At 61.9% G+C, this 25,889-nt stretch carries 20 protein-coding genes; 6 read left to right on the forward strand and 14 right to left on the reverse strand.

The features are described from left to right. Positions 1 to 43: 43 nt before the first annotated feature. The 6 genes from tnpB to ACIQ36_RS06915 form a co-directional block, all read right to left on the reverse strand. Positions 44 to 334 (reverse strand): IS66 family insertion sequence element accessory protein TnpB, encoded by a 291-nt coding sequence (gene tnpB / locus ACIQ36_RS06890; protein ID WP_395827330.1) that lies wholly within the window; start codon positions 332 to 334, stop codon positions 44 to 46. Continuing rightward, positions 331 to 735 carry an IS66-like element accessory protein TnpA gene (tnpA, locus tag ACIQ36_RS06895; RefSeq protein ID WP_395827332.1) on the reverse strand — a complete coding sequence of 135 codons (405 nt, stop codon included), beginning with the start codon at positions 733 to 735 and terminating at the stop codon, positions 331 to 333. Before tnpA ends, tnpB begins: the two co-directional genes overlap by 4 nt. Continuing rightward, complete coding sequence (locus ACIQ36_RS06900) at positions 681 to 3,773, reverse strand: DEAD/DEAH box helicase family protein (protein ID WP_395827335.1); 3,093 nt, start codon at positions 3,771 to 3,773, stop codon at positions 681 to 683. The genes tnpA and ACIQ36_RS06900 overlap by 55 nt, the downstream gene beginning before the upstream one ends. A gap of 2 nt (positions 3,774 to 3,775) precedes the next feature. Next, positions 3,776 to 4,933 carry a restriction endonuclease subunit S gene (locus ACIQ36_RS06905; protein WP_395827338.1) on the reverse strand — a complete coding sequence of 386 codons (1,158 nt, stop codon included), beginning with the start codon at positions 4,931 to 4,933 and terminating at the stop codon, positions 3,776 to 3,778. Beyond that, positions 4,930 to 6,471: an N-6 DNA methylase gene (locus ACIQ36_RS06910; RefSeq protein ID WP_395827341.1), complete on the reverse strand. Its 1,542-nt coding sequence runs from the start codon at positions 6,469 to 6,471 to the stop codon at positions 4,930 to 4,932. Before ACIQ36_RS06910 ends, ACIQ36_RS06905 begins: the two co-directional genes overlap by 4 nt. Positions 6,472 to 6,634: 163 nt before the next feature. Next, positions 6,635 to 7,534 carry a helix-turn-helix domain-containing protein gene (locus ACIQ36_RS06915; RefSeq protein WP_395827344.1) on the reverse strand — a complete coding sequence of 300 codons (900 nt, stop codon included), beginning with the start codon at positions 7,532 to 7,534 and terminating at the stop codon, positions 6,635 to 6,637. Positions 7,535 to 7,656: 122 nt separating this feature from the next. Between ACIQ36_RS06915 and pobA the strand changes: the two genes are divergently transcribed. Then, positions 7,657 to 8,829 carry a 4-hydroxybenzoate 3-monooxygenase gene (gene pobA, locus ACIQ36_RS06920; protein ID WP_395827347.1) on the forward strand — a complete coding sequence of 391 codons (1,173 nt, stop codon included), beginning with the start codon at positions 7,657 to 7,659 and terminating at the stop codon, positions 8,827 to 8,829. A gap of 31 nt (positions 8,830 to 8,860) precedes the next feature. Here the strand turns inward: pobA and ACIQ36_RS06925 are convergent, their stop codons facing one another. Genes ACIQ36_RS06925 through ACIQ36_RS06950 form a run of 6 tightly spaced genes read right to left on the reverse strand, consistent with a single transcriptional unit; the run spans position 8,861 to position 14,922 of the window. Next, complete coding sequence (locus ACIQ36_RS06925; protein ID WP_395827349.1) at positions 8,861 to 10,747, reverse strand: bifunctional sugar phosphate isomerase/epimerase/4-hydroxyphenylpyruvate dioxygenase family protein; 1,887 nt, start codon at positions 10,745 to 10,747, stop codon at positions 8,861 to 8,863. A gap of 14 nt (positions 10,748 to 10,761) precedes the next feature. Then, complete coding sequence (locus tag ACIQ36_RS06930) at positions 10,762 to 11,595, reverse strand: shikimate dehydrogenase family protein (RefSeq protein ID WP_395827352.1); 834 nt, start codon at positions 11,593 to 11,595, stop codon at positions 10,762 to 10,764. After that, positions 11,592 to 12,041, reverse strand: a complete 450-nt coding sequence (aroQ, locus tag ACIQ36_RS06935; protein WP_395827354.1) for a type II 3-dehydroquinate dehydratase — start codon at positions 12,039 to 12,041, stop codon at positions 11,592 to 11,594. The genes ACIQ36_RS06930 and aroQ overlap by 4 nt, the downstream gene beginning before the upstream one ends. Before the next feature lie 52 nt (positions 12,042 to 12,093). After that, positions 12,094 to 13,092 carry a TRAP transporter substrate-binding protein gene (locus ACIQ36_RS06940; RefSeq protein ID WP_395827357.1) on the reverse strand — a complete coding sequence of 333 codons (999 nt, stop codon included), beginning with the start codon at positions 13,090 to 13,092 and terminating at the stop codon, positions 12,094 to 12,096. Between the two features lie 27 nt (positions 13,093 to 13,119). Continuing rightward, positions 13,120 to 14,400: a TRAP transporter large permease subunit gene (locus ACIQ36_RS06945; RefSeq protein WP_395827360.1), complete on the reverse strand. Its 1,281-nt coding sequence runs from the start codon at positions 14,398 to 14,400 to the stop codon at positions 13,120 to 13,122. A gap of 12 nt (positions 14,401 to 14,412) precedes the next feature. Further along, the gene (locus ACIQ36_RS06950; protein ID WP_395827363.1) at positions 14,413 to 14,922 is read right to left on the reverse strand and encodes a TRAP transporter small permease; all 510 of its coding nucleotides are present in this window, start codon (positions 14,920 to 14,922) and stop codon (positions 14,413 to 14,415) included. Positions 14,923 to 15,132: 210 nt separating this feature from the next. Between ACIQ36_RS06950 and ACIQ36_RS06955 the strand changes: the two genes are divergently transcribed. Beyond that, positions 15,133 to 15,795 (forward strand): TetR/AcrR family transcriptional regulator, encoded by a 663-nt coding sequence (locus ACIQ36_RS06955; protein WP_395827366.1) that lies wholly within the window; start codon positions 15,133 to 15,135, stop codon positions 15,793 to 15,795. A 2-nt stretch (positions 15,796 to 15,797) separates the two neighbouring features. Here ACIQ36_RS06955 and ACIQ36_RS06960 read toward each other — a convergent pair whose 3' ends face one another. After that, positions 15,798 to 16,778: an aldo/keto reductase gene (locus ACIQ36_RS06960; RefSeq protein WP_395827368.1), complete on the reverse strand. Its 981-nt coding sequence runs from the start codon at positions 16,776 to 16,778 to the stop codon at positions 15,798 to 15,800. Between the two features lie 127 nt (positions 16,779 to 16,905). After that, on the reverse strand, positions 16,906 to 18,459 hold the full coding sequence (locus ACIQ36_RS06965) for an aldehyde dehydrogenase family protein (protein WP_395827371.1): 1,554 nt from the start codon (positions 18,457 to 18,459) through the stop codon (positions 16,906 to 16,908). Positions 18,460 to 18,672: 213 nt separating this feature from the next. Here ACIQ36_RS06965 and ACIQ36_RS06970 point away from each other — a divergent pair, with 213 nt between their 5' ends. The 4 genes from ACIQ36_RS06970 to ACIQ36_RS06985 all read left to right on the forward strand — a co-directional run. Further along, complete coding sequence (locus tag ACIQ36_RS06970) at positions 18,673 to 19,686, forward strand: alpha/beta hydrolase family esterase (protein WP_395827374.1); 1,014 nt, start codon at positions 18,673 to 18,675, stop codon at positions 19,684 to 19,686. 96 nt (positions 19,687 to 19,782) lie between these two features. Further along, positions 19,783 to 23,130 carry a DUF2126 domain-containing protein gene (locus ACIQ36_RS06975; protein ID WP_395827377.1) on the forward strand — a complete coding sequence of 1,116 codons (3,348 nt, stop codon included), beginning with the start codon at positions 19,783 to 19,785 and terminating at the stop codon, positions 23,128 to 23,130. Further along, positions 23,127 to 25,631: a circularly permuted type 2 ATP-grasp protein gene (locus tag ACIQ36_RS06980; RefSeq protein ID WP_395827380.1), complete on the forward strand. Its 2,505-nt coding sequence runs from the start codon at positions 23,127 to 23,129 to the stop codon at positions 25,629 to 25,631. The genes ACIQ36_RS06975 and ACIQ36_RS06980 overlap by 4 nt, the downstream gene beginning before the upstream one ends. Continuing rightward, positions 25,628 to 25,889: transglutaminase N-terminal domain-containing protein (locus ACIQ36_RS06985; protein ID WP_395827383.1), on the forward strand; the 262-nt coding region annotated here is incomplete at its 3' end. The genes ACIQ36_RS06980 and ACIQ36_RS06985, both read left to right, overlap by 4 nt.

Below are 25,889 nucleotides of genomic sequence, written 5' to 3' on the forward strand. Positions count from 1 at the left end.
AGCGATTGAGGTTCCATCGGTAGGCTCCGAGCGAGGGACCCCATCAGTGAATCACAGCAAAACTGAACGGGCGAGGGTTTTTGCGGGTGTCCAGCTTGGGCCAAACGAAGCGCTGTGCCTCCAACCGCTTATAGGTGAGCACCAAACCACTGCCGTCCCAATAGAGCAGCTTCAACCGGTCAGCGCGGCGCGACCGGAATATGAAGACTGTCCCGGTATAGGGATCGCGCTGCAGTTCGCTCTTTACCAGCGCCGTCAGCCCATCCAGCCCCTTGCGAAAATCAACCGGCTTCGCCGCGATCAAAATCCGTACCCGGTTCGACGGGAAGATCATGCACGCCGCCTTAGGGCCGCGACCAGCGCGGCAACCCGTTCCACCGATGCCGTGCTCTCGACCCGAACCGTGACGTCGCCCACGACAATCTCAATCGATGCACCGCTTGCAGGGGGTTCCGGAGTATCCGGCGGCGGGGTCATCACCACCGGTACAAAAGCAGCCCCGCTCAACTCCGGTACCGCCAGCAAACCCCGCCGCGCCCGAGCCCGCCATTCCGAAATATGGTTCGGCTTCAACCCATACCGCGCCGCCACCTCTCGAACCAAAACCCCCGGAACCAGCGTCTCCGCAACGATCCGACCCTTCACCTCATCCGGCCAACGCCGATGACCCGACCCACGTCTTAAAACCTCCCCCTGCAAAGCTGACTCAGTTCGGACCTCCAAAGGGACTCCCATACCAACCTCCCATCAAACTCAGAGGCTGCGTCCCTCGCATGGAACGCGCAAGCGGGATAGGTGGGGGCGGGACAGCGCTTACTTTGAAAGCGCGCGCGATCGGTGCCAACGGCCCCGTTGGCGAGGGTAATCGGCGCACTCTCGCCGATTTCGTCGGTGAAATCGGTGTAGACCAGCACCTGCGCGTCGCCCTCGATCAGCTTAATCAGGTCCCGAAGGCGGCGGCGCATCTGCTCAAGCGACCATGCGTCGATATCCTGCCAGAATTCATCGGTCTGGACCTCGAGAATCAAGCCCATGGCGGCGGCCACCATGGGCACATTGCCGAGGGTTTCGAGCTGGGCGGCAATCGCCATCACTTTTTCTTTGCAGCGCGCGAAGCTTGCCTCGCCCTTGAGAAGGGCAAGCTGGCCGTTGAGGAGGATCAGGTCGAACTGCTTGGCGGCGCTATCGTCATCCACAAACGCGGTCGGAAGCCCGGCGATCTCGGTGATCAGCGTGTCGCAATCCTCGGCCGAGAGGCTATCCCAGGCTTCCGGGCGTTGGAAAGCTTCCACCACCCGCCGCTTGGCCCGCACTAGAAAATTATCGAGGCTCATGGCCGCGACTTCGGCGCGCAATCGGCTGCGGGTGTCTGTGTCGAGCTGGAGCAGCCCATCGCGTCGCGCGTCCGGCGGCAAAGCTTGAAGGGCGCGGGTGATGTCGACGCGGGCAGCAAACAGCCGTTCGCTGAGCGACCGGCCCAGCGCGCCCTCTTTTACCTCGGGGTTTTGATTGAAAAACTCGAAGTTTTGGCAGAAGTCGAAAATAAAAAACTCGGTTTTAGGGTCGCTGGGGCCGAAGAGGTCGGGGCGTAAGCGGGTGCCGCGCCCGATCATCTGCCAGAATTTAGTCTTGGACCGCACAATCTTGAAAAAGACGAGGTTAACCACCTCGGGCACATCAATGCCAGTATCGAGCATATCGACCGAAATGGCGATGTGCGGCGCGCGCTCGGGGGTCGAGAAATCATCGATCAGCGCTTGGTTATAGTCCGTCTGATAATCGACGACGCGGGCAAACTGGCCTTTAAGGTGCGGGTAGTTAGCGTCAAACCGCGCCCCGATGAATATCGCATGCTCGTGGTTTTTGGCGAAGATGATGGTTTTGCCTAAGCGGTCGCCATTGGCCACTTTCACCCCATAGGTCATAAGGTGTTCCAGCACCTTATCGACCGTATCGGTATTGAAGAGCCATTTATTGATGGCTCCGGCCTCCACATCCCCCGGCGGTAGCTTGCCTTCCCATTCCAGCGCGTCCCAGCGGGCTTTTTCCGCGTCGGGCAGGTCATTGTATTTGATGCCCTCGCGCACGAAGCGCAGGGGGACCGAGAGGGCGCGGGGCGGCACCAGGAACCCATCGGCCACGGCCTTATCGAGATCGTAGGAATCGGTGGGAACGCCGCGCTCCAACTCGAAGAGGGAATAGGTATCGCGGTCGATTTCCGTGCGCGGGGTGGCGGTCAGGCCGACCAGCAGACTATCGAAATACTCAAAAATCGCCCGATATTTTCGGTAAATCGAGCGGTGGGCTTCGTCGATGATAATAAGGTCAAAATGCCCCGGCCCGAACCGGCGCTGACCGTTTTCCAGCGCGTCGATGAGGTTCATCATCGTGGGGTAGGTCGACAGGCCCACGCGGGCGGCGTGGTGATTATTGCGCTGCGGATCATGGTCTTGGATCAGGTTCGCGCTGGGGGCCGAGGGTAAATGCTTTTTGAAGGCATTATGGGCTTGGTTGACCAGCGCAACCCGGTCGGCCAGGAACAGCACGCGCTTGCACCAATTGGCGCGCATCAACTGGTCAATCAGCGCGATGACCGTGCGGGTTTTGCCGCTGCCGGTGGCCATGACCAGCAGGGCTTTGCGCTGTTGATCCGTTTCGAACACCTCGCCCACGCGCCGGATGGCGTGGGTTTGATAGTAGCGCCCGGCAATTTCGGTATCGATGCTGGTGGTCGAGAGAAAGCGGCGGGCGTTCTTGCGCTGCCGCCACCGTTCCAACTCGTCCTTTTTCAAAAAGCCTTGCACGGCGCGGGGCGGGTAGGTTTCGTCATCCCATAACCAATGCTCGTAGCCATTGGTGTAGAAGATGAGCGGGCGCACGCCAAACTGCTTTTCCAGGCAATCGGCATAGAGTTTGGCTTGCTGCTGCCCCGCGCGGGCGTCGCGGCGGGTGCGTTTGGCCTCGACGAGGGCGAGCGGCTTGCCGTCGTCGCCCCAGAGAACATAATCGACAAACCCCTCGCCGGTGGCGTTGGGCATGCCGGTTACGCGATATTCCCGGTCGCGGGGCTGGTCGAGCGGCCAGCCGACTTCGCGCAGCAGCAGATCGATAAAGGCGTCGCGGGTTTCTTCTTCATTATAGTCGTGGGTGTCGGGGGTGGCGGCATTCGCCTGTTTGATCGCGGCGATTTCGGCCTGGAGCCGGGCGATTTCGGCATCGCGCGCTTGGGCGTCCGCATCGCTTTTAATCCGCGCCGCCTCCGCGTCCGCCAAGGCTTTGGCGGCGCTCTTATGCTCTTTTTCCAGGGCTTGCAGTTTTGCGAGGGTCGCGGTCTCGATCAGCACGGCGCGGGGCAGGGCGTCGGGGTTGAAGCTTAGGCCCGCGTCGGGCTTTGCCCCGCGCGCGTAAGTGCGCACCAGCCAATAGCTCACGTGGAACAGTTCCCGCACCGCGCTTAGGGCATGGGGCGGCGGAACGGCGCGCGTTTCATGGGCGGCGGCATTGCCATAATCTTTAATCAGGCGCGCTTTAGTAACGAGCGCCGGGCCGACCAGGGTGCGAAAGCCTGCATCATGGATTTGCGCCGAGAGCGTTTTTTCATAGGGTTCGCGCAGGTTGCGATCATGGGCATAGAGCCATTTCACCGCCCCCTCCAGCGCGAGGCGCGCATAAAAACACGCGGCCCGCGCATCGTTGACCGCCGCAAGCTCCGCCTTCCGCGCCAGCGCGAAGACCTCGGGGAATTCGGTTTGGAGGAAGGCGAATTGGGTCATGCTTATAGCTCCCCACGGAAGGCGCGGTGTTGGAGGGAGGCGAAGAGTGAAACCAAATTTGATAAGCCTATTTCCATCGATGGCCTCAGGATTGCCAAATACTCAACGCGGCGAAAGTACTCTTTCTGTTGGTCAAGTGAGATTTTCGGGACCATCACACGGTCAAACGACTTTGAATTCAGATTCATCATGGTGACCCCTGAAGCAACTGCCTCAATCCTCTCAACAACCTTTCTAGATCTTATCAATTCAGAGAGGAAAAAAGGGTCTATCTTACCTCGTGCGGCTCTGAGTATCATAGACCCGGTCCCGCAAAGAAAACCATCATGCTCATCTTTAACAACCGCGCATCGCCCCATTTCGCCCCGCCGACCTATGATTAAATCTCCTGAACGCAACCGATATATTTCAAGTTCTTTTGCCTTACTTTGGGTTATAGAGAAATTTAGGTCGGGTAAAATTTCTCCTGCCGATATGTGTGTCGGATTTATTAGTGGAATACCACCTTCTATGTAGTCAAATTTATGCAATAGTGATCCAAAAGGTCCCATCCTAATTTCTTCGAAGTATTCAGATAGCGGTATATAAGTCGGCTCGTTTTCACCAAACATCTCCATAAAAATCGCTTGGCCGAGTTGGCCCAGGCGGTCGAGGGCGCGCTGGCGTTTGCGGCGCAGGTCATCGGCCTGATCCAGAATCGCCGCAATCCGCTTCTGCTCCGCCAGCGGTGGGAGGGGGATTAGCATATCGTCAATCATTCGCCGAGTGACATGCTTTAGCCCGACCCCACCGTGCGCTAGGCCAATAAGCTCGCTAATTTGATTGTTTACAGTGTGAACCCACCAGTCTTTGGTAATGATGCGACTGTTCAGTTCAACAAGGAAGATGTGTTGGTTTAAAATACCTGCAGGTCCATGCCAGATATGCGCACCAAAAGACGTACCTGGAGTACCAGACCATGCAAAGAGCACGTCATTGGGCTTAATCCTAACTTGCCTATCAAGTGGGCCATCCCAATAATTGAATGGCTTTGCGGTATCGTTAAGATTTTGTATGCGAATGATAGGAACGCCTGAAGTGCTCCAATCTTCTGGTTTAAAAGCCTTTCCGTTGATCAGCTTACAGATATCGCCTATCCGGACGTGGGGAAACGCACTCATCCCAGCATCGCCTCCAACTTGCTCAGCCCTTGGCTGATCTCGGCTTCCAGCGCCCGCAACTCCGCCATAATCGCGGCGGGGCTTTCGTGGGTTATCGCTTCGTGCTCCACCTGCTTATAGCGGTTGAGCGACAGATCGTAGGTGCCGGTTGCGGCGATGTCGGCTTTGGGCACGCAGAAGCTTTGCGCCGTGCGCGGGTTGGCGCGTTCGGCCCCGTCGCGCGCGAACCAGCGGGCGAGGGCATCGGGCAGATTATTCTTGGCGTGCTCGCCGTCGTCCAGGGGGGCGTGCGGGGTTGGGCCTTGTTTTTCAGGCGGCAGCAGGTCGGCGCGCTTATCGTCCAGGCTAAAGCCATCGGCGTGCAGGTCGTAAAACCAAACGTGATCGGTGCCGCCCACACCGGTTTTCGTAAAAAACAGAATGGCGGTGGAAACGCCCGCATAGGGGCGGAATACGCCGGAGGGCAGTTTTAGCACCGCTTCCAGCTTATGCTTTTCCACCAACAGTTCGCGTAAGGTTTTATGGGCGGTGGAGGAGCCGAACAGCACGCCATCGGGCACAATCACCGCCGCGCGCCCGCCGGTTTTCAGCAACCGCAGAAAAAGCGCGAGAAACAGCAGTTCCGTTTTTTTGGTTTTAACGATCTGCTGCAGGTCTTTTGCCGTCTGCTCGTAATCGAGCGAGCCTGCAAAGGGCGGATTGGCGAGAATGAGGGAATAGCGCCCGGCGTCGGCATCATGCTCCTGGGCCAAGCTGTCGCGGTAGCTGATATCGGGGTTTTCCACCCCGTGCAGCACCATATTCATCGAGGCGATGCGCAGCATGGTCGGGTCGAAATCGAACCCGTGGAACAGGCCGGTATGAAAATGCTGGCGCAGTTTTTCGTCGCGAAACAGGGCCGGGTGATGCTGGCGCAGATACTCGCCCGCCGCGACCAGAAAGCCGCAGGTGCCCGCCGCCGGATCGCAAATCACATCCTGCGCGGTGGGCTGCGTCATTTCCACCATCAGCTTGATGATGTGGCGCGGGGTGCGGAACTGGCCATTTTGCCCAGCGCTGGCAATCTTCCCCAGCATATATTCATAAAGATCGCCCTTGGTGTCGCGGTCGTCCATGGGGATTTTATCGAGCAGATCGACCGCGCGGGCGAGCAGGGCGGCGTTTGAAAAGCCCAGCCGCGCATCGCGCATATGGGCGCCATAGCTGGAGCCTTCCTCCCCCAACTGGCGCAGAAAGGGGAAAACCCGCTCCGCCACCACATCCATCATGGCGCGGGCTTCAAAATTCTTGAACCGGGACCAGCGTAGATCGGACCAGTCGCGCCCTTGATCGTCTTTGCCGTCGGGGAAAACGCGGCGGTCCATCGGGATGCCGAGATTAACGGCTTTATTCTCTTCCAGCGTATGCAGATCGTCGAGACGCTTGATGAACAGCAAATAGGTGATCTGTTCGATAACCGATAAGGGGTTCGACACGCCCCCCGACCAAAAGGCGTTCCAAATTTGATCGACCTGGTTCCGAATATCGCCGGTGAGCATTGCGCCTCCCCGTTGGGTGTGATGGTTGAGACTGGTTTATCGGTAAGGGGGGCGATTTCCTATCAAAGACTCCCGGCACAGCAAACCATGGAAGCATCGTGCCGCGCGGGTTTCAACTTGAACGCGCAAGGTTAGGCGGCACTCCTTTTGGAATGCGCCGCCGTTAAAACGCCTCGGCTGTTCCGTGGGGCTTTGCGCTACCCTCCATGCGGGCCTGCTGGTCCCGTCGCCACATCAGCGGCGGCTGGCCGGTCTGTTTGACGAAAAAGCGCGAGAAATAGGCAGGGTCGCTGAACCCAAGGCGGTAGCTGATCTCCTGGATCGGCGCGCGCGAGAAAATAAGATCGCGCTTGGCTTCATCGAGCAGCTTTGCGGCGATAAGGTCGGAAGGGGCCAAGCCCGTGGCGGCTTTGATGACGCGGTTGAGATGGGTCAGCGATAGGCCAAGTTCGGCGGCGTAAAAGGAAACCGGTCGATGGTCGCGGAAATGGCGATGAATCAAGCCGGTTAGCTGGTCCAGCCGGTCCTCGCCCCGGTCGGAGGGGGCGGCGCGTTCATGGCAGAGGCGGGCGGTTAACTGGAGCAGCAGGGCGGTATAGGCGGCCATCAGCGCGTCGCGGTTGGGGCGGCGTTCGGCAAATTCCGCGCTGAGCCGCCGGAGCGTTTCGACCAGATAGGCGGCATCGGGCGAATTTGGCGGCAGAGGGAGCGATTGGGGAGCCGATAAGCTCTCGCTCAGCCGGTCCGGCGCGGCGCTCAGGTGCGATGTGAGCAGGGTGATAACGAGGCCCTGGGTTTCTTCGGCAAAGCGGAATCCGTGGCGCACGCGCGGGGGAACGGTCAGCAGCGCGGGCGGGGTAACGGTGGTTTCAAGCGCCCCTAGGAGCGCCGTACACGGCCCGGTCTCCAGGTATAAAATTTGAAAGAAATCATCATGCTTGTGGGGGCGGATTTCCCAGCGGTAACGGCTGCTGCGCACGCGAATGGTTTCGCAGTGCACCCAAAACCCAGGGGTTTCAGCGGTTTTCTCGCCGTAGAGCCGATAGGTTGGGGTTGGGAGCATTGGCGTTAATCTCAAGCGGTTATGGTCGATTAGTGCAATTTTTTGGCGGAATTGTCCATTGTTGTCGCTGCCGGTCGGCCGCATCCTTGCCCGCATAATCCAGATAATCGGGGAGGGGAAAAATGCGCACGCAGGTCGTTATCATCGGATCGGGGCCGTCGGGGCTTTTGCTGGGGCAGCTTCTGGCGACTGCCGGGATCGACACGATCCTGCTCGACCGGGTGAGCCCGGAGTATATCCTGGGCCGGATCCGCGCCGGGGTGTTGGAGGAGGGGTCGGTAAGGCTGCTCGACCAAGCGGGGGCGGGGGCGCGGCTGCACGCCGAGGGGCTTCGCCACGATGGGTTTTCCTTGGCCTTTAGCGGGCAGGATCACCGCATCGACCTGGACCGGCTAACGGGGGGCAAGCATGTAACCGTTTATGGGCAGACGGAGGTAACGCGCGATCTCATGGCGGGCCGGGAGCGGGGCGGGGCGGTGTCGATCTATGACGCGGAGGCGGTAACGCTGCATGATTTCGACCGCGACGCGCCCTTCGTGACCTTTCAAAAAGACGGGCAGACCCACCGGATCGACTGCGATTTCATCGCGGGGTGCGACGGCTACCACGGCGTTAGCCGCAAATCGGTCCCGGAAACGGCCCTCAACACCTTTGAGAAAATCTATCCCTTCGGCTGGCTCGGGATTATGGCCGAGGTCGCGCCGGTTAGCCCTGAATTGATCTATGCCCATCATCCACGGGGGTTTGCGCTCTGCTCGATGCGGTCGATGACGCGCAGCCGCTACTATATTCAATGCGCGCTGGATGAGACGGTGGAAGCGTGGAGCGATGATCGGTTCTGGGATGAGTTGCGCCGCCGCCTGCCCGCCCATCACGCCGAAGCCTTACGCACCGCCCCGTCGTTCGAAAAATCCGTCGCGCCGCTGCGGTCCTTTGTGACGGAGCCGATGCGCTTCGGGCGGTTGTTTCTCGTTGGGGACGCCGCCCATATTGTGCCGCCGACCGGGGCGAAAGGGCTGAACCTTGCCGCAAGCGACGTTCATTATCTTTTCGAAGGCCTGCGGGAGCATTATGGCGACGCCTCGGCGGCAGGGCTGGAGGCTTATTCGCAAAAGGCGCTCGCCCGTATCTGGAAGGCCGAACGTTTTTCTTGGTGGATGACCAGCGTTTTGCACCGGTTTCCGACCATGGGGGACTTCGATCAGCGCATGCAGGAGGCCGAACTAGCCTATCTTAGCCAGTCGCAGGCGGCCTCAACCGCGCTTGCGGAAAACTATGTCGGCCTCCCCTTCTGATCCGGGGCGGCACCAGGCCGCCCCCTCTTGCTCATCCGGCAACGCCCGTGCGCTGCCGGGTTTGCGCCGCCAGCCGGATGATCGCGTTCGGCGCACCATAGCCCTGATAGCCCCGGCGCTCGACGAACTCGAAAAAGAAGCCGCCGTCGAGAATTTGGGTATAGGCGTGCAGGAAACTGCCGTGGGCATCGGCATCATAGAGAATATCGAGCGTCTTTAACGCATCGATCTCGTCGGCGGAAAGGGCGGTGCGGGCCTCAAGATCGTCGTAATAATTCTCCGGGATCGCCAGCATCGGCACCCCCGCCGCGCGCAACTGCGCTAAGGTTGCCCGCAGGTCGGCGGTGCTGAGCGCAATATGCTGCACGCCCGAACCGAAGACTTCCTGAACGAAGCGCGCCGTGAGCGTTTGGGCGCTTTGGGAGCCGTTCAGCACCAGCCGTAACCCGTCCGCACCGGGCTGAAGGCCGCTTTCGATCACCTGGCTCTGCACGACGCCGCCGGGGTCCATCACCGCCTGCGCCGGGGTTTTCTGGGCATCGAACAGCGACAGGTAAAACAAAAGCCAGGTCAGCATTTCCTCATACTGCATGGTCTGGGCAATATGATCGACGCCGATCAAGCCGCTGCCGGGGGTGGCTTCGTCGGTCGCAACGAAATCCACCTCCGCCCAGCGGGACAGGGCCGAGGTTTCATCGACGAAATAAATCAGGCTGCCGCCGAGGCCGCGAATGGCGGGAATATCCATTTCCCCCGGACCAATCGCCCCCCGGTGCGGTACGTCCAGCAGCGCCGTTGCCCGCGCCAGAATGGCGGCGGCGTCGGGGACTTTGAGCGCCAAGGCACAGACCGAGACACCATGGGTGACATAATAGGAATGGGCAAAGCCATCGACATCGCTATTGACGATGAAGCGGATATTGCCCTGTCGCCACAGCGCCACATCCTTCGAACGGTGCCGCCCGGTGCAGGCGAAGCCCAAGGCGCGCAGCAGGGTTTCAAGGGCTGGACGGCGGGTTTCATCCACGGCGAATTCGATGAATTCCACCCCGGAAACCTCGGCTGCGGGCGGCAATAAGGGGCGGTCGGTCGGCACGATGCTGCGGGCGCGGGCGGTTTCATCGAGCAGCCAGAGCAAGGAGCGGTGGCCATCGACCGCGACCGAGCGGGCCGACCCGGCGCGGAAGCGGTCGTTGAAAATCTCAAGGCTCAGCACCCCGGCATAGCCGGTCCCGGCCAGCGCATCCATGAACCCGGTGAGGTCTAGATCGCCCTGGCCGGGCAGGCAGCGCCAATGGCGGCTCCAAGCGAGATAGTCCATCTCCAGCTTCGGCGCATCGGCCACCTGGACCATGAAGATACGATCTACCGGAATTTTGCGGATGGAATTCACTTCTAGCCCGCGCGACAGCACATGGAAGCTATCGAGAATGAGGCCCACATTCGGGTGCCCGGCGCGGCGGACGATTTCCCAGGCGTCGCGGTAATCGTGAATGAAGCGGCCCCAGGCGAGCGCCTCGTACCCGACGCGCAGGCCGCGTTTTGCCGCCCGTTCCCCAAGCTCGGCGAAATCCGCCGCCAGCCGGTCGAGCCCGGTTTCCGCTTCCGGCGATACGCTGGAGCAGATGAACAGCAGGTCTGAGCCTAATTCTTGCAACAGATCGAACTTGCGCTCGGCCCGGTCAAAGGTGCGGGCGCGGCGGGCGGCGGGCATGCCTTCGAAATCGCGGAACGGCTGACAGGTAACAATAGCAAGGCCCAGATCGTCGCACAGCCGCCGCACGTCGCGCGGTGAGCCGGGGAAGGCCAGCAGGTCGTTCTCAAAAATCTCGACGTGGCGGAAGCCGGCGGCGGCAATGGCCTCCAGTTTTTCCGCAAGCGTGCCCGAGACGCAGACGGTGGCGATGGACGTTTGCATGGCCGCGGTTCCTGTCAGGGAGTAAAACGCGCCAACTGGCGCAAATGGTCGGCATTCGTGGTGGGAAAGCCGAAGAATTCCAAATAGGCGGGGATCTGCTCGAACAGCATGTCGGTCCCAACCTGCACCGTACAGCCCCGGTCCAGCGCGGCGCGCAGGAAGGGGGTTATCTCGGCCCGCATGACGACTTCGCCAACGAGTGTTTCAGCCGCGAGCCGGTCTACCGCCATCGGCAGCGGGTCGCCGTCACTCATGCCCGAGGGCGTGGCGTTGACGGCAAGGGCCATTCCGGTGGGGTCGGGTGTACCGACTTCCACCGATAGGGCGGGATAATGGGCGACGAGCCGCGCCGCCAGCCCGGTCGCGGCAACGCGATCAGTATCGTGCAGTCGCAGATGGGCGAGGCCGTGGGCGGCGAGCGCGGCGGCGATGGCCGACCCGACCCCGCCCGCGCCAACGATCAGCGCCGACGCGCCGGCAATCCGCCGCCCCTTGCGCAGTACCCCGCGCGCAAAGCCCTCGCCGTCGAACATATCGCCGACCAACGCCCCATCGGCCGCGCGCCGCACGGCATTGCAGGCCCCTGCGACGCTCACCGCCGTCGAAACCCGGTCGAGCATCGGCACGATGGCAACCTTATGGGGCATCGTAATCAGCGCGCCGTGAAAATTGCTGAAGCGGGCAATGACGGGGAAGGCTTGCGCGAAATCGGTGCGCGGCACCCCCATCGGCACGACCACGGCATTGATCCCGACCGCCTCAAAATAGGGATTATAGATCAGCGGCGCTTTGAAACTATGGGTTGGAAAGCCGATGTGGGCGATGAGGCGGGTATGGCCGTCGATCATCGCGCCGCCTCGGCAATCAGCCGCGCCACCCGCTGCACCGCCAGCGGATAGCCCTGGGTTCCGAGGCCCGCGATGATCCCATCCGCCCGCAACGACACATAGGAATGGTGCCGGAAGCTCTCGCGCTTATGGATGTTGGAAATATGCACCTCAATCACCGGCCCATCGAAGGCGTTTAGCGCGTCAAGCAGTGCGACGGAGGTATGGGTGAAAGCGGCGGGGTTGATAATGATTCCGCCAGCGGCCTCCCGCGCGTCGTGGACCCAGTCGATGAGTTCATATTCCCGGTTCGATTGATGAAACCGCACGGAAAGGCCAAGCCCCGCCGCCGTTTCGTGGCAGGCAGCCTCCACATCGGCCAAGGTTTCAGTGCCGTAGATATGGGGCTGGCGTTTGCCGAGCAGATTGAGGTTCGGCCCGTTCAGGATGAAAACGCAGGGCGTCACGGTAAGGCTCCCCTGTGGCGGGCGACCGCAGCCGCCCGCGCACGCGCAAGGGTTAACGGAGTTTGGCGAGTTCGGCGTTTACTTCGGCGACGAAATCCGCCCCGGCTTCCTGGCCGAATTTATCCAGCACCGGCTTTACCGCCGCGCGGATGCGGTTAAGTTCGGCGGCATCGAGCAGGTTATGGACCATCCCGGCGGCCTTCAGGCTGGCGAGCGCCGTATCCATCGCCTCGCGGGAGGTTTTGCGCTGGTAATCGGTCGCTTCCTTAATCGAATCGGCGATGATCTTCTTTTCATCGGCCGACAGTCCGTCCCAGGTTTTCTTCGAAATCAGCACCGACTGGGCATTATAGATGTGCCGGGTTTCGGAGACGTATTTCTGCACTTCGTTGAATTTAGCCCCGAGGATCGTCGTGACCGGGTTTTCCTGACCATCGACAACCTTCTGTTCCAGCGCCGCATAGAGTTCCGGGAAGGGGAGGGGCACTGCATTGGCCCCCAAGGTGCTGAACAGGTCGATGAACAGCGGCGATTGCAGCACGCGCAGCTTCAGGCCTTTGAAGTCCTCAATCTTGGTAATCGGGCGCTTCGAATTGGTAACATTGCGGAACCCAAGCTCCCAATAACCAAGGCCGATGAGGCCCTTATCGGGCAAAGCGGCATTAAGTTTGGCCCCGACCGGGCCATCGACGATGGCATCCGCTTCCTTGGGTTCGGCGAAAAGAAAGGGGAAATCCAGCACCGCGAAGCGCTTGTCGAGGCCGACGAGCAGACCTGCGTTCAACACGGTCATATCGATAGTGCCGCCCTGTAGGGCCGAGACGGTTTGCAAATCGCCGCCGAGTTGCCCGCCGGGAAAACCGCGCACATTGAACTTTCCGCCCGACTTTTCCTTCGCAAGGTCGGCAAATTTGGCAACGCCCTTGCCCTGGGGATGATCGGCCACATTCTGATAGGCAAAGCGCAGGGTGCGCTCGGAAATCTGCGCCAGGGCGCTCTGGCTGACCAGCAGCGCGGCGGTGGCGAGAAGCGTGATTTTTAGGGCTTTCATCGTTTCCTCCAGATGTTTTTTTAGGAATTAGCTGGCAAACCAGCGGGCCGGTCCCGTAACCAGGATCGGGAACAGGATGAGCAGAAACAGCACGGTAAGCTGGGCGATCATGAAGGGCGTCACCCCCTTGATGATCTCCTCCATGCTGATTTTCGACACGCCGCAGACAACGTTCAGCACCGTGCCGACCGGCGGGGTAATGAGGCCGATGGAATTGTTGATGATGAACAGAACCCCGAAATAAACAGGGTCAATCCCGGCGGCCTTGATGACCGGCATCAGAACCGGCGTTAGGATCAGAATAGTCGGCGTCATGTCGAGCGCGGTGCCGACGATCACGACGATCACCATAATGGCGATCATCAGCAGCGTTTTATGCTCAATCAACGGTTGGACCAGATCGACGATTTCGTGCGTGATCTCGGCGACCGTAATCAGCCAGGATGTGACAAGCGCCGCCGCCACGAGGAACATGACGATCGCCGTCGTAATCGCCGCCGAGGTAAATAGGCGCGGCAGGTCTTTGAGCGTCAGTTCCTTATAAACGAACGTCGCAACGATCAGCGCGTAGACCGCCACCACCACGGCGGCCTCGGTCGGCGTGAAGATGCCGAAGCGCAGCCCGACGATGATGATGATCGGCAGCATCAGCGCCCAGAAGCCATCGACCAAGGCTTTGCCGATCTCGGCCAGCGAGGCGCGCGCCTGTCGCTCCGATCCATCGTTACGCGACACATACCACCAGGCAACGGCAAGCCCCATGCCCAGCATCAGACCCGGCACGATGCCAGCCAGGAAGAGCTTCGAGATCGAAACCCCGCCCGCGACCCCGAAGATAACGAAGCCGATAGAGGGCGGGATGACCGGCGCAATGATACCGCCCGCCGCCACCAGCCCCGCCGAATGGGCGCGGCTATGCCCGGCCTTCACCATCATTGGCACGATCAACGCCGCCAGCGCCGCCGCATCGGCGACCGCCGACCCCGAGAGCGAGGCGAGCAGGCAGGACGCGAGGATCGCAACATAGCCAAGGCCGCCGCGCACATGGCCGACCAGCGTCATCGCCACGGTCACGATGCGGCGGGCAAGGCCTCCGGCATTCATGATCTCGCCCGCCAGCATAAAGAAGGGTACGGCGAGCAGGGGGAAACTATCGGCCCCGTTTATAAGGTTCTGGGCGATAATCTGGCTGTCGAACAGGCCAATGTGCAGCATCAGGGCCACGCCGCAGACCAGCAGAGCGAAGGCGATGGGCATGCCGAGGGCCATCGCCCCCAGCAGCGAGGCGGTGAAAATGAGGATCGTCATTGCGGGCGCTCCTCAATGCTCTTCCGACTCGCGGACACCGATATACTCGTCCGCCGTCATGCGGCCGCTTAACGCGCGCAGCAGATCGTAGCCAAGGATGGGGAGCGCCGAGATGCCGAAGACAAGGCCGATGCCGTAGAACAGCGCGACCGGCAGACCGGACGCCGAAGACGGAACGTGCAGGTTAATCAGCGTCTGCGCCCAGCTTCCCTGAACCAGCAAGCCACAGCACAGAATCATCAGCAGATGACTGGCAATAAAGGCCACCCGTCGCCCAGCCAGCGGCAGCGCTTTAATGACCGTATCAAGGCCCAGGTGCGCCCGTTCCTTCAGCCCAATCAGCGCGCCGAGGAACACCATCCAGACGAAGAACCAGCGCGATAATTCCTCCGACACCGTAATGCCGGAGTTCAGCGCGTAGCGCATCACCACATTGCCGAACACCAGAATCACCATCCCCGCCATCAAGAGGCCGATGATGATCTTTAGAGCGGCGAAATACCGCTCCACCCAAATGCGCATCGCGTTTCCTCCGGTCCCTGCTGAGCAGGGTTATTGTTCTTGATTTTTGGCAGTCCCAAGGGGGCGGGACTTTTATGCGGACCTGTAGCCGCTGCATCCTACGCTCCAAAATTGGACCAGTTTGTCCATTTCGTCAATCGCAAAATTATCTAGATAGTTCATTTACGTGCGCAACGCCGATGCTATGGTCTCGCCATAAGGAGGAAGATAATGCCGACCGCTGCTGTTGCCCCGCGCCTGAAGCGCCCCCAGTCCTGGACGCAAGACCCGGAAGGTGTGAAGCGCGAGATTTTAGACGCCGCCCGGACGGAGTTCGTCGAAAAGGGCCTGAGCGGGGCGCGCGTCGATGAAATCGCCGCCAAAACCTCCACGGCCAAACGGATGATCTACTATTATTTCAAGGACAAGGAGGGCCTGTATCTGGCGGTGCTGGAGGAGGCCTATAGCCGTATCCGCGCCCTAGAGCGCACGCTCGATCTTGCCGCCCTTCCCCCGCGCGAAGCCCTGGCCACGCTGGCGGGCTTCACCTTCGATTATCATGCCGATAATAGCGATTTCGTGCGGCTGGTGATGATCGAGAATATCCACCATGCCCGGCACTTGAAGGTTCTCACCAAGATCGGCGAAATCAACCTCTCGGCGCTCGAAATGATCGGTGGGGTTTACATGCGCGGAGTGGCGGAGGGGGTGTTCCGGCCCGGCATCAATCTGCTCGATATTCACCTGACCATGAGCGCGCTTAGCTTTTACAATGTCTCGAACCGCGCCACCATCGAACAGGTTTTTGGCCACGATATGGGCGCGCCAGAAGCCCGCACGCGCCGACGGGCCAATGTTATTGAAGCGGTGGTGCGGTTCGTTCGGGCTGACTAGGGCTAATCCGGGTCGATTTCCGCCATCACCGCCGGGGCATAGCGCGGCCCCTGCACGGTTGTCGGCGCATAGAGCGCGTCCAGGGCCGCGACCTGCGCCGGGGTTAAAACAATCGCGGCGGCGCTAGTGTTTTCCGTCAGATGGGCGGGATTGGCCGTGCCGGGAATCGGCAGAATATGCGGGCCTTTCGCCAGCAGCCACGCGAGGGCGGCTTGCGCGGGGGAATAGCCCCAGTCGCGCGCCAACGCCGCAAATTGTTCGGCCTGGGCGAGATTGGCCGCGAGATGCGGTTCGGCAAAACGCGGCATGGTCAGGCGAATATCCCCCGGCGCGAACTGCGGCTGCGGCGCAATTCCACCCGCCAGAATGCCACGCCCGACGGGGGAAAAGGCGACGAAAGCCGTGCCTAATTCCGCGCACGTCGCCAACAACCGGGGTTCCGGGTCGCGCGTCCACAGCGAATATTCGCTTTGCACGGCGGCAATCGGATGCACGGCATGGGCGCGGCGCAGGGTGTCGGAGGAGACTTCCGAGAGGCCGATGGCACGGATTTTCCCGGCCCGCACCAAATCGGCCAACGCGCCAACGCTCTCTTCGATAGGCACCTGCTTATCCCAGCGGTGTAGGGTGTACAGGTCGATCACCTCGGTTTGCAGCCGCTTGAGCGAGGCCTCGCAGGTGGCTTTCAGGGTCTCCGGCCGCCCATCGATGACGCGCTTACCGTCAACGCCGGTCATGCCGCATTTGCTGGCGAGAATGATCTTATCGCGCACCGGCTTCAGGGCCGCGCCAACCACTTCCTCGTTCTTACCGAAGCCATAGAGCGCCGCCGTGTCGAAATGGCTCACCCCCTCGTCGAACGCCTGCCGCAGCAGCGCTTCCGCAGCCTCCCGCGCCGGCGGCACACCATAGGCGTGGCTGACGTTCATACAGCCGAGGCCGATGGCGGAGACGGTGAAGGGCCCAAGGGAACGCTGCTGCATCGCTTCTTCCTTATTTAAGCCAAGCGCGGATCATAATGCCATTTGCGCAGGGACCGGGCGATTATCAGCGTGGCTTGGGCGGGATTGATTTGATCGGGAGGCGCGGGAAGCGCCTCCCGAAACCTTCTTACGCCACGTCGAATTTCACGCCTTGGGCGAGCGGCAGCGTGCGGCCATAATTGATGGTATTGGTCGCGCGGCGCATATAGGCCTTCCACGAATCCGAACCCGATTCGCGCCCGCCGCCGGTTTCCTTTTCGCCGCCGAAGGCCCCGCCGATTTCCGCGCCGGACGGGCCGATGTTCACATTGGCAATGCCGCAGTCCGACCCGCGCGCCGACAAAAACGCTTCGGCTTCGCGCAGATCATTGGTGAAAATGGAGGAGGAGAGGCCCTGCGGCACGGCATTATGCAGCTCCAGCACCGTATCGAAGTCCGAATAGGGCATGACGTAGAGGATCGGCGCGAAGGTCTCGTCAATCACCGGGCCAGTCTGGCTGGCGATTTCCACCAGTGCCGGGCGGACGTAGAAGGCATCCGGCGCGCCGTCGATCACAACCCGCTCGCCGCCGCTCACCGTTGCCCCCAGGGCGCGCGCGGCGTCAAGGGCGCGTTGCATGGCCGAAAACGCCATTTCATCGATCAGCGGGCCGACGAGATTGCCATCGACCAGCGGGCTGCCGACCGTGACCGAGGCATAGGCCTTCTTCAGGCGCGGCACGAAGGTCGCGTAATGGCTTTCATGCACGAACAGGCGGCGCAGGGTGGTGCAGCGCTGCCCGGCGGTGCCCATGGCGGCAAAAGCGACACCGCGTAAGGTCAGGTCCAAATCGGCGCTGGGGGTGATGATCGCGGCGTTATTCCCGCCAAGTTCCAGCATCGCGCGGGCAAAGCGCGCGGCGAGCTTGGGGGCAACGGCGCGGCCCATGGCGGTGGAGCCGGTGGCCGAAACCAGCGGCACGCGCGGATGATCGACCAGCACCTCGCCAATATCGCGCGCGCCGAACAGAACGGCGGACAGGCCCTTGGGGGCAACGCCGCCTTCCTTTTCGAAGCGGGCGAGGGCACGGTCGAACAGCGCTTCGACAGCCAGGGCGGTCAGCGGGGTTTTCTCGGACGGCTTCCAGACGATGCTATTACCGCACACCAACGCCAGCGCCGCATTCCACGACCAAACCGCGACGGGGAAGTTGAAGGCGGAGATGATGCCGGTCACGCCCAGCGGATGCCAAGTTTCGGCCATCCGATGTTCGGGGCGTTCGGTGGCAATCGTCAAACCGTAAAGCTGGCGCGACAGGCCAACGGCGAAATCGCAAATATCGATCATTTCCTGAACTTCGCCGAGCCCTTCGGAGATGATCTTTCCGGCTTCAATGGACACGAGCTTACCGAGCGCTACCTTATGGGTGCGCAGTTCCTCGCCGAGCAGCCGAACCAAATCGCCGCGCTTGGGGGCCGGAACCAGCCGCCAGGCGAGGAAAGCCTGATGGGCCGCATCAATCGCCGCTTTCGCTTCCGGCGCGCCGATGGTGCGCACGTTCGCCACGATTTCGCCCGTCACGGGGCTGCGCGCCGGAAGGCTGCCGCCGGTATAGCGGGCCGGATCGACGCCGAGGTCGGTCAGCAGGGCTTTGACTTGCGGGGCGAGCGAAGCGATCACGGGCGTGTCGATGACGGACATTCGGGGCTCTTTCATGGAACGGGACAACCCTCGGCCGAGGGTAACGCTAACAAGCAGCCTAGACCCATTGAACCCATGATTTCAAACGGCGCTTCTTCACGAGTTCATTCTAATTGGGAATGATCCCTACCTGCGGCGGATCGCCGTTTCCCCTTACCGGGAAAAAGCTTTAGACTAACGTTTGGCGATAATCAGAAAGGTTATCCGGCTTTCATGTCCAAAAGCTCCTTTCTGCGCCTGATGCTGCGCACCGCCCGGCACCTGATTGATCCGATCCAACCGGCGGAGGACGCGCGCGACCCGGCAGCGGCGGGGGTGAAGCGCGTGGTTCCGGGGCGGGTTTCGGAGATCACGGGGTTCGGGTCTAATCCCGGTGAGTTGCGCATGTATGTCTATACGCCAGCTCCGCGCCCGCCGCTCAACGCGCCGTTGATCGTGCTCCTGCATGGCTGCGGTCAGGACGCGGCGGATTTTGCCGCGCAAGCGGGCTGGATCGGCCTTGCGGACCGCATTGGTGCTGCGATCCTGCTGCCCGAGCAGCAGAGTGGCAATAGTCGGGGCCGCTGCTTCAACTGGTTTCAGCCCGCCGACGTTCGGCGCGGGCGGGGCGAGGCGCTGTCTATCCTGCAAATGGTGAATGCGGCGGCAAAACGCTTCGGCTCGGACCGTAGTCGGGTTTTCATTGCGGGCCTATCGGCGGGCGGCGCGATGACGGCAGCGCTGCTCGCGGCCTATCCTTCGGTCTTTAGCGCCGGGGCGATTGTCGCCGGGATGCCGGTCGGGGTCGCGCAGAATCTGCCGATGGCGGTTTTACGGATGCGCCAGTCCGATCCTTATAAGGGGCGCGAGGCCTTGGCCGAGGCGGTCCGGCGCAGCGCGCCCGCCCATTCGAAGAACATCTGGCCGCGCGTCTCGATCTGGCAGGGCGGTGACGACCGGATCGTCGATCCCGGCAATGCACAGCAGCTCGCGGCCCAATGGGGCGCGGTGCACGGGCTGGCCGAGGGTTCAGCGGTCGAGACGCAAGGGCTTGCGCCGGGGGTTCATCATCGAACCTGGGGGGAGGTGTCCCGTCCGCAGGTGGAGCTTTGGACGCTCGCGGGCATGGGCCATGGTTTCCCCATCGACGGGACGGGGAAGGACGGCAGTCAGCCAGGCTTTGCGGTTCTGGAGGCCGGAATTTCGGCGACGGATCATATCGCCCGCTTTTGGGGGCTCAGCGGGTAAACCCAGGGTTCCGCGTAAAATTATGAATCCGTAAAATTCTGAGTCTGGGCGCATATAGATATTGCGGCGCACCAGGGGCTAGCGTTTGATATTCCCATGCTCAAAGCCGCCCTACATCATCTCACCGCATATCGTTACAACCGCCCGATCCGGCTGGGACCGCAGGTGATCCGGCTAAGACCGGCCCCGCATAGCCGCACGAAAGTGCCGAACTATGCGCTGAAGATTTCCCCGGCGGAGCATTTCATCAATTGGCAGCAAGACCCGCACGGCAATTGGCTGGCGCGAATCGTGTTCCCGGATCCGATCGATCATTTTTCCATCGAAGTCGATCTGCTGGCCGATCTGGCCATTATCAACCCCTTCGATTTCTTCGTCGAACCCTATGCCGAACAGGTTCCCTTCACCTATGATTCGGCGCTGACGGGTGATCTTGCCGCCTACCGGGAAGTTGAACAGCACGGCCCGCAATTCGACGCGCTGGTGGCGGAATTCGGGGCGTGGCGCGGGCGTAGTATCGATTTTCTGGTGGCGCTGAACTCCACGCTTCAGCAGCGCATCGGCTACGTCATCCGCATGGAGCCGGGCGTTCAAGCGCCCGAAGAAACGCTGACGCTGGGAACCGGTTCCTGCCGGGACAGCGCCTGGCTTCAGGTGCAGGTGCTGCGCAAGCTCGGGTATGCGGCGCGCTTCGTCTCCGGCTATCTCATTCAGATGAAGGCCGATGTCGATCCGTTGGAAGGCCCCAAGGGCACCCAGGAGGATTTCACCGATCTGCACGCCTGGACTGAAGTCTATCTGCCTGGCGCGGGCTGGATTGGGCTCGATTCCACCTCCGGCCTGTTTGCGGGCGAGGGGCATATTCCGCTGGCCGCAACGCCGCACTACCGATCGGCCGCGCCGATTTCGGGCATGGCCGAACCGGCAGAGGTGGATTTCCACTTTGAGATGAGTGTGTCGCGTATCGCCGAAGCGGTGCGGATCACCAAACCTTTCACCGAATCGCGTTGGGAAGCCCTGCTGGCCCTGGGTGATAAGGTCGATGGCGATTTGGTCGCCCAAGACGTGCGCCTCACCACGGGGGGCGAGCCCACGTTTGTCGCCGCCGACAACCCGGAAGCCGGGGAATGGAACGGCGACGCGGTGGGGCCGACCAAGGCGGGCTATGCGGATCGCTTGATCCGCAAGCTGCGCACGCGCTTTGCGCCGGGCGGGTTGCTCCACCACGGCCAAGGCAAATGGTATCCTGGGGAAAGCCTGCCGCGCTGGGGCTACTCGCTCTATTGGCGCACCGATGGCGTGCCGGTTTGGCGCGACGGTAGCCTGATTGCCGAGGAAAAGCAGGACGGCGATAAACCGGTGACGGCGGCGATGGCGTCCGAGTTTCTGCGTACCATCGCCAAGGGCCTGGGCGTCAAAGCCGATTACGTTCATCCGGTTTTCGAAGATCAGCCGGAATGGATCGCCAAGGAACGGCTCCTGCCGGAAAATGTAACGCCGACCGACCCGAAGATCGACGATCCCGAAGAGCGCGCCCGCATGGTGCGCGTGTTCGAGCGCGGCCTATCGAATCCCGTTGGCTATGTTCTGCCGATCCAGCGCTGGAATGCGGCGGCAGGGCGCGGCTGGATGAGCGAGCAATGGCGGGTGCGCCGCAAGGCGATTTTTGCCGTGCCGGGTGATTCCGCCCTGGGCTACCGGCTGCCGCTGGGCACGCTGCCCTTCGTTTCGGCGGGTGCCTATCCCTATATCCACCCGCAAGACCCGAGCGAGCCGCGCGACCCGCTGCCCGATTTCCGCGCCCAGCGCTCGGAGTTTGAGGCTCGCGCCCAGCGCTCGGAAGCGACCGGGACCGGCACCCATGATGCCGTTGGGCAAACGCCGGGGCAGGGGCGGGTCGAGCAGCGGATTATCGATGGGGTGGTGCGTACCGCGATCACGGCGGAGCCCTGCGGGCATTTCCTCTCGGTCTTCATTCCGCCGGTGCGCGCGCTCGAAGATTACCTCGATCTGATTGCCGAAGTGGAAGCGGTGGCCGAGGCGTTACGCATTCCCGTGCGCATCGAAGGCTATCCGCCGCCGCCCGATCCGCGCCTGCGCGTGCTGAAAGTCACGCCCGACCCCGGCGTCATCGAAGTGAATGTTCAGCCCGCCGCAAGCTGGACCGAATCGGTCGAGATCACCGAGAATCTCTATAAAATGGCGCGCGAATGCCATTTGACTGCCGATAAATTCATGGTCGATGGGCGCTCGATTGGCACCGGCGGTGGCAATCATCTGGTCTTGGGCGGCCCGTCCTTGAATGATTCGCCCTTTATTCGCCGCCCGGATTTGCTGAAGAGCTTCGTGCTTTATTGGCAGCGGCACCCGTCGCTGAGCTATCTGTTCTCCGGCCTGTTCATCGGGCCGACCAGTCAGGCGCCGCGTATCGATGAGGCGCGGCACGAAGCCCTGTACGAGCTGGAAATCGCCCTCGCCCAGGTGCCCGCGCCGGGGCAGGGGATGATGCCGCCCGCGTGGCTGGTGGACCGATTGTTCCGCAATCTGCTGGTCGATGTGACCGGCAATACCCACCGCACGGAAATCTGCATCGATAAGCTCTTCTCGCCCGATGGCCCCACGGGCCGCCTGGGGCTCGTCGAGTTTCGCGGGTTCGAAATGCCGCCCGATGCGCAGATGAGCCTTGCCCAGCAACTGCTATTGCGGGCGCTGACGGCGTGGTTCTGGCGCGAGGCGCAGCAGGGGAGTTTCGTGCGCTGGGGAACGCGGCTGCACGATCAATTCTTCTTGCCGCATTTCGTTTGGCAGGATTTTCTGGAGGTTCTCGCCGACCTGCACCGGGTTGGCTATGACTTCGATCCCGCCTGGTTCGAAGCGCAGCGGCAGTTCCGCTTCCCCACCCACGGCAGTGTGGATGCGGGCGGCGTGACGCTGGAAATCACCCATGCGCTCGAACCGTGGCATGTGTTGGGCGAAACCGGGGCCATCGGCGGCACGGTGCGCTATGTGGATAGTTCCACCGAACGCTTGCAGGTGAAGGCAAACGGCCTCGTTCCGGGGCGGCATGTGATCGCTTGCAACGGTCGCCGCGTGCCTATGACGGCCACGGGCGTGCGCGGCGAAGCGGTTGGCGGGGTGCGCTATAAGGCTTGGGCTCCGGCGGCTTGCCTGCATCCCGTCCTGCCGGTCAATGCGCCGCTCACCTTCGATGTGCTCGACCTGTGGAACAATCGGTCGCTGGGGGGCTGCATTTATCATGTGGCGCATCCGGGGGGGCGTGCCTATGATGATATTCCCATTAATTCTTATGAGGCCGAATCCCGCCGTAAGGCGCGGTTTCAGGATCATGGGCATACGCCGGGATATGTTTCGGTGCCGCCTGAAGAAATCACCGGAGAGTTCCCGATGACCCTCGATTTGCGTGTTCCCCGGTTTAGGTCGTGACCGGCCAGCGTGACCCCCGCCGCAATGCCCAAAGCCAGATGATGCTCGATTCCTGGCTCAAAGCCTATGCGCGCAAAGCCTCGCCGGGCGATATGTATGCGAGTGCAACGACGGGGATGGCGGGCCATTGGCTCGCCATGCTCGGGCGCTTGTCCGATATCGGGCGTGGCGATTTTGCGGCGCTGACGGAAAAAGTCGCACGGCAAGTCACCGACCTCGGCGTCGCCTTCCGTCTCACCGGCGAGCAGGATGAGCGGGCGTGGCCGCTCAGCCCGATTCCCTTGCTGATCGGGGCGGACGAGTGGAGCACCATCGAGCGCGGCCTTGCCCAGCGGGCGGATTTGCTGGAACAGGTGATCGGGGATCTCTACGGGGCGCAGACGCTCGTCACCGAAGGGAAGCTGCCCGCGACCGTGGTGACGGGTAGCCCGAATTTCTGGCGCAATATGGTCGGCATAACGCCGCCGGGTGGTCATTATTTGCATTTCTATGCCGCCGATTTGGGGCGTGGGCCGAACGGCGACTGGCGCGTCCTGTCGGACCGGGTGCGCACGCCCATCGGCGTTGGCTATGCGTTGGAAAACCGCCTCGCCCTCTCCCGCGCCACGGGGGATTTGCTGGGGTGGATGAACACCCGCCGTCTCGCGCCGTTCTTTTCCGATCTGCGCCGGGGGCTGTCGGCCAATTGCAACCGCAGCGAGCCGCGCATTGGGTTGCTGACGCCGGGGCGCTATAATCAAAGCTATGCCGAACAGGCGCATCTTGCCCGCTATCTCGGGTTTCTGCTGGTCGAAGGCGACGATCTGGTCGTCTCCGAAGGTCAGTTGTTCGTGCGCACGATTGAAGGGCTGAAGCGGATCGATGCGCTGTGGCGCTGGATGGATACGCGCTTTCTCGATCCGCTCGCGTTTGATGGCCGGTCAACCATCGGCGTTGCCGATCTCTACGAGGCCTGCGCGCGCGGGCAGCTGGTTCTGAGCAACTGGCCGGGGGCGGGGGTGATTGAATCCCGCGCCTTTGCCGCCTTCCTCCCGGCGCTGTCGCAGGCGCTGCTGGGGGATGATCTGATCCTGCCGAATATCGCGACCTGGTGGTGCGGCCAACCGTCGGAACGCCATATCGTCGAAGGGGATTTGGAGACGATGGTGATCGGCTCGGCCTTCGAGCAGGAGCTACCGTTCTTGGGCGGGGCGCGCTCCTGCCCCGGCTCGTCGCTGAGCCCGGCGCAGCGGGCGAACTTTTTGGCAGCAATGGCCGTGCGCCCGATGGATTTCGTCGGCCAGGAGGTGGTGAAGCTCTCCACCACACCGGGATTGTCCGGCGGCGACCTTACCCCGCATCCTTTCGCCCTGCGCGTCTTCGTTGCCCGCGATGCCCAAGGCGCTTGGAAGGTAATGCCGGGGGCTTTCGCGCGCCTTGCCGCCCACGGCGATATTCGTGCGGCGCTGATGGGCGACGGCGATATGTCGGCGGATGTCTGCATTATCGACACGGCCCCGGTGGTGCCGGAAACCCTGCTGGGTTCCCTCGTTAATCCGCCGATCCGCCGCTTGGCAGGCATGCTGCCGAGCAAGGCCGCCGATAATCTTTTCTGGCTGGGGCGCTACTTGGAACGGGCGGAAACCACGGCGCGCGTGGTCCGCTCCATCCTCGGCGGCTCCATCGAGGTTGATAGCGGCCCGGCGCTGACCTCGCAAACCATCCTGCGCCTCATTGATCTGTTGATCGCCTGGGGCGCGGTGCCGCGCGAACAGCGCGACTGGCCGCTGTCTACCCTCTGCGCAACGGCGCTCGGCGACCGCGAGCAAACGGGTAGCGTGCGCTCGTTGATGGATAGTGCGGGCGGAATCGGCAAAGGCCTGCGCGAGCGGTTGGCGGTCGATTTCTGGCGTCTTATCCGCCGCCCGTTCCCCGTGGTGGAAACCCCGATTACGGAAACCTTGCTGGAAGCGGCGTCGGTGGTGATCGACCGGATTTCGGCGCTTACCGGCCTTGCCTCCGAGAATATGGGCCGAACCGACGGCTGGCGTTTTCACGATATGGGGCGGCGGCTTGAGCGGGCGATCAATACCTGCCGCGTTACCCGCCATTTCGCCTATGACGAAGCCTCCAGCGACGATCTGACCATCTTGCTGGAACTCTGCGACTGCCAGATCACCTACCGCACGCGCTATATGGCGGGGCCATCGCTGCTGCCGGTGCGCGATATGGTGGTGCTGGAGGCGCAAAACCCGCGCTCGCTGACCTATCAGATCACTCGGATCGACGAGCATATGCGGGCGCTGCCCTCGCTTCGCGTCGATGGCCTGCCGGAAGCCCAGGTGCAGCAGGCGGGAACGCTGGTGGCCACCCTCGCGCCGATGACGGGCGACACGCTGCCGATCCGCATGGTTTCGACGATGGAAACCCGGTTGCTCGCCCTGTCGGACGCCATCGGTCAGCGTTACTTTCTGCAAAGCCGCAAAGCCGATAAACCCCTGGGGACGAATCTTCTGGCATGATCTATCAGATTCGCCATACGACGCGCGTGCGCTACGACGCTTTCGTGCGGCTCGCCCGGTTTAATCTGCGGCTGCGCCCGGCGGACTGGCCGAACCAGACGATTGAAGACTATCAGTTGATCGTCAAACCTGCGCCCGCCTCGATCCAGGAGCGGCGGGGGGCCTATCCGGTCAATATCGCCCGCCTCGTCATCGAAAGCCCGCTGCGGGAACTTGAGGTGGAAAGCCGGTTTCGGGCGACGGTTAGCGCCGAAGCCG

Origin of the sequence: Elstera sp., from assembly GCF_044372965.1 — a bacterium.
Taxonomy (GTDB): Bacteria; Pseudomonadota; Alphaproteobacteria; order Elsterales; family Elsteraceae; genus Elstera.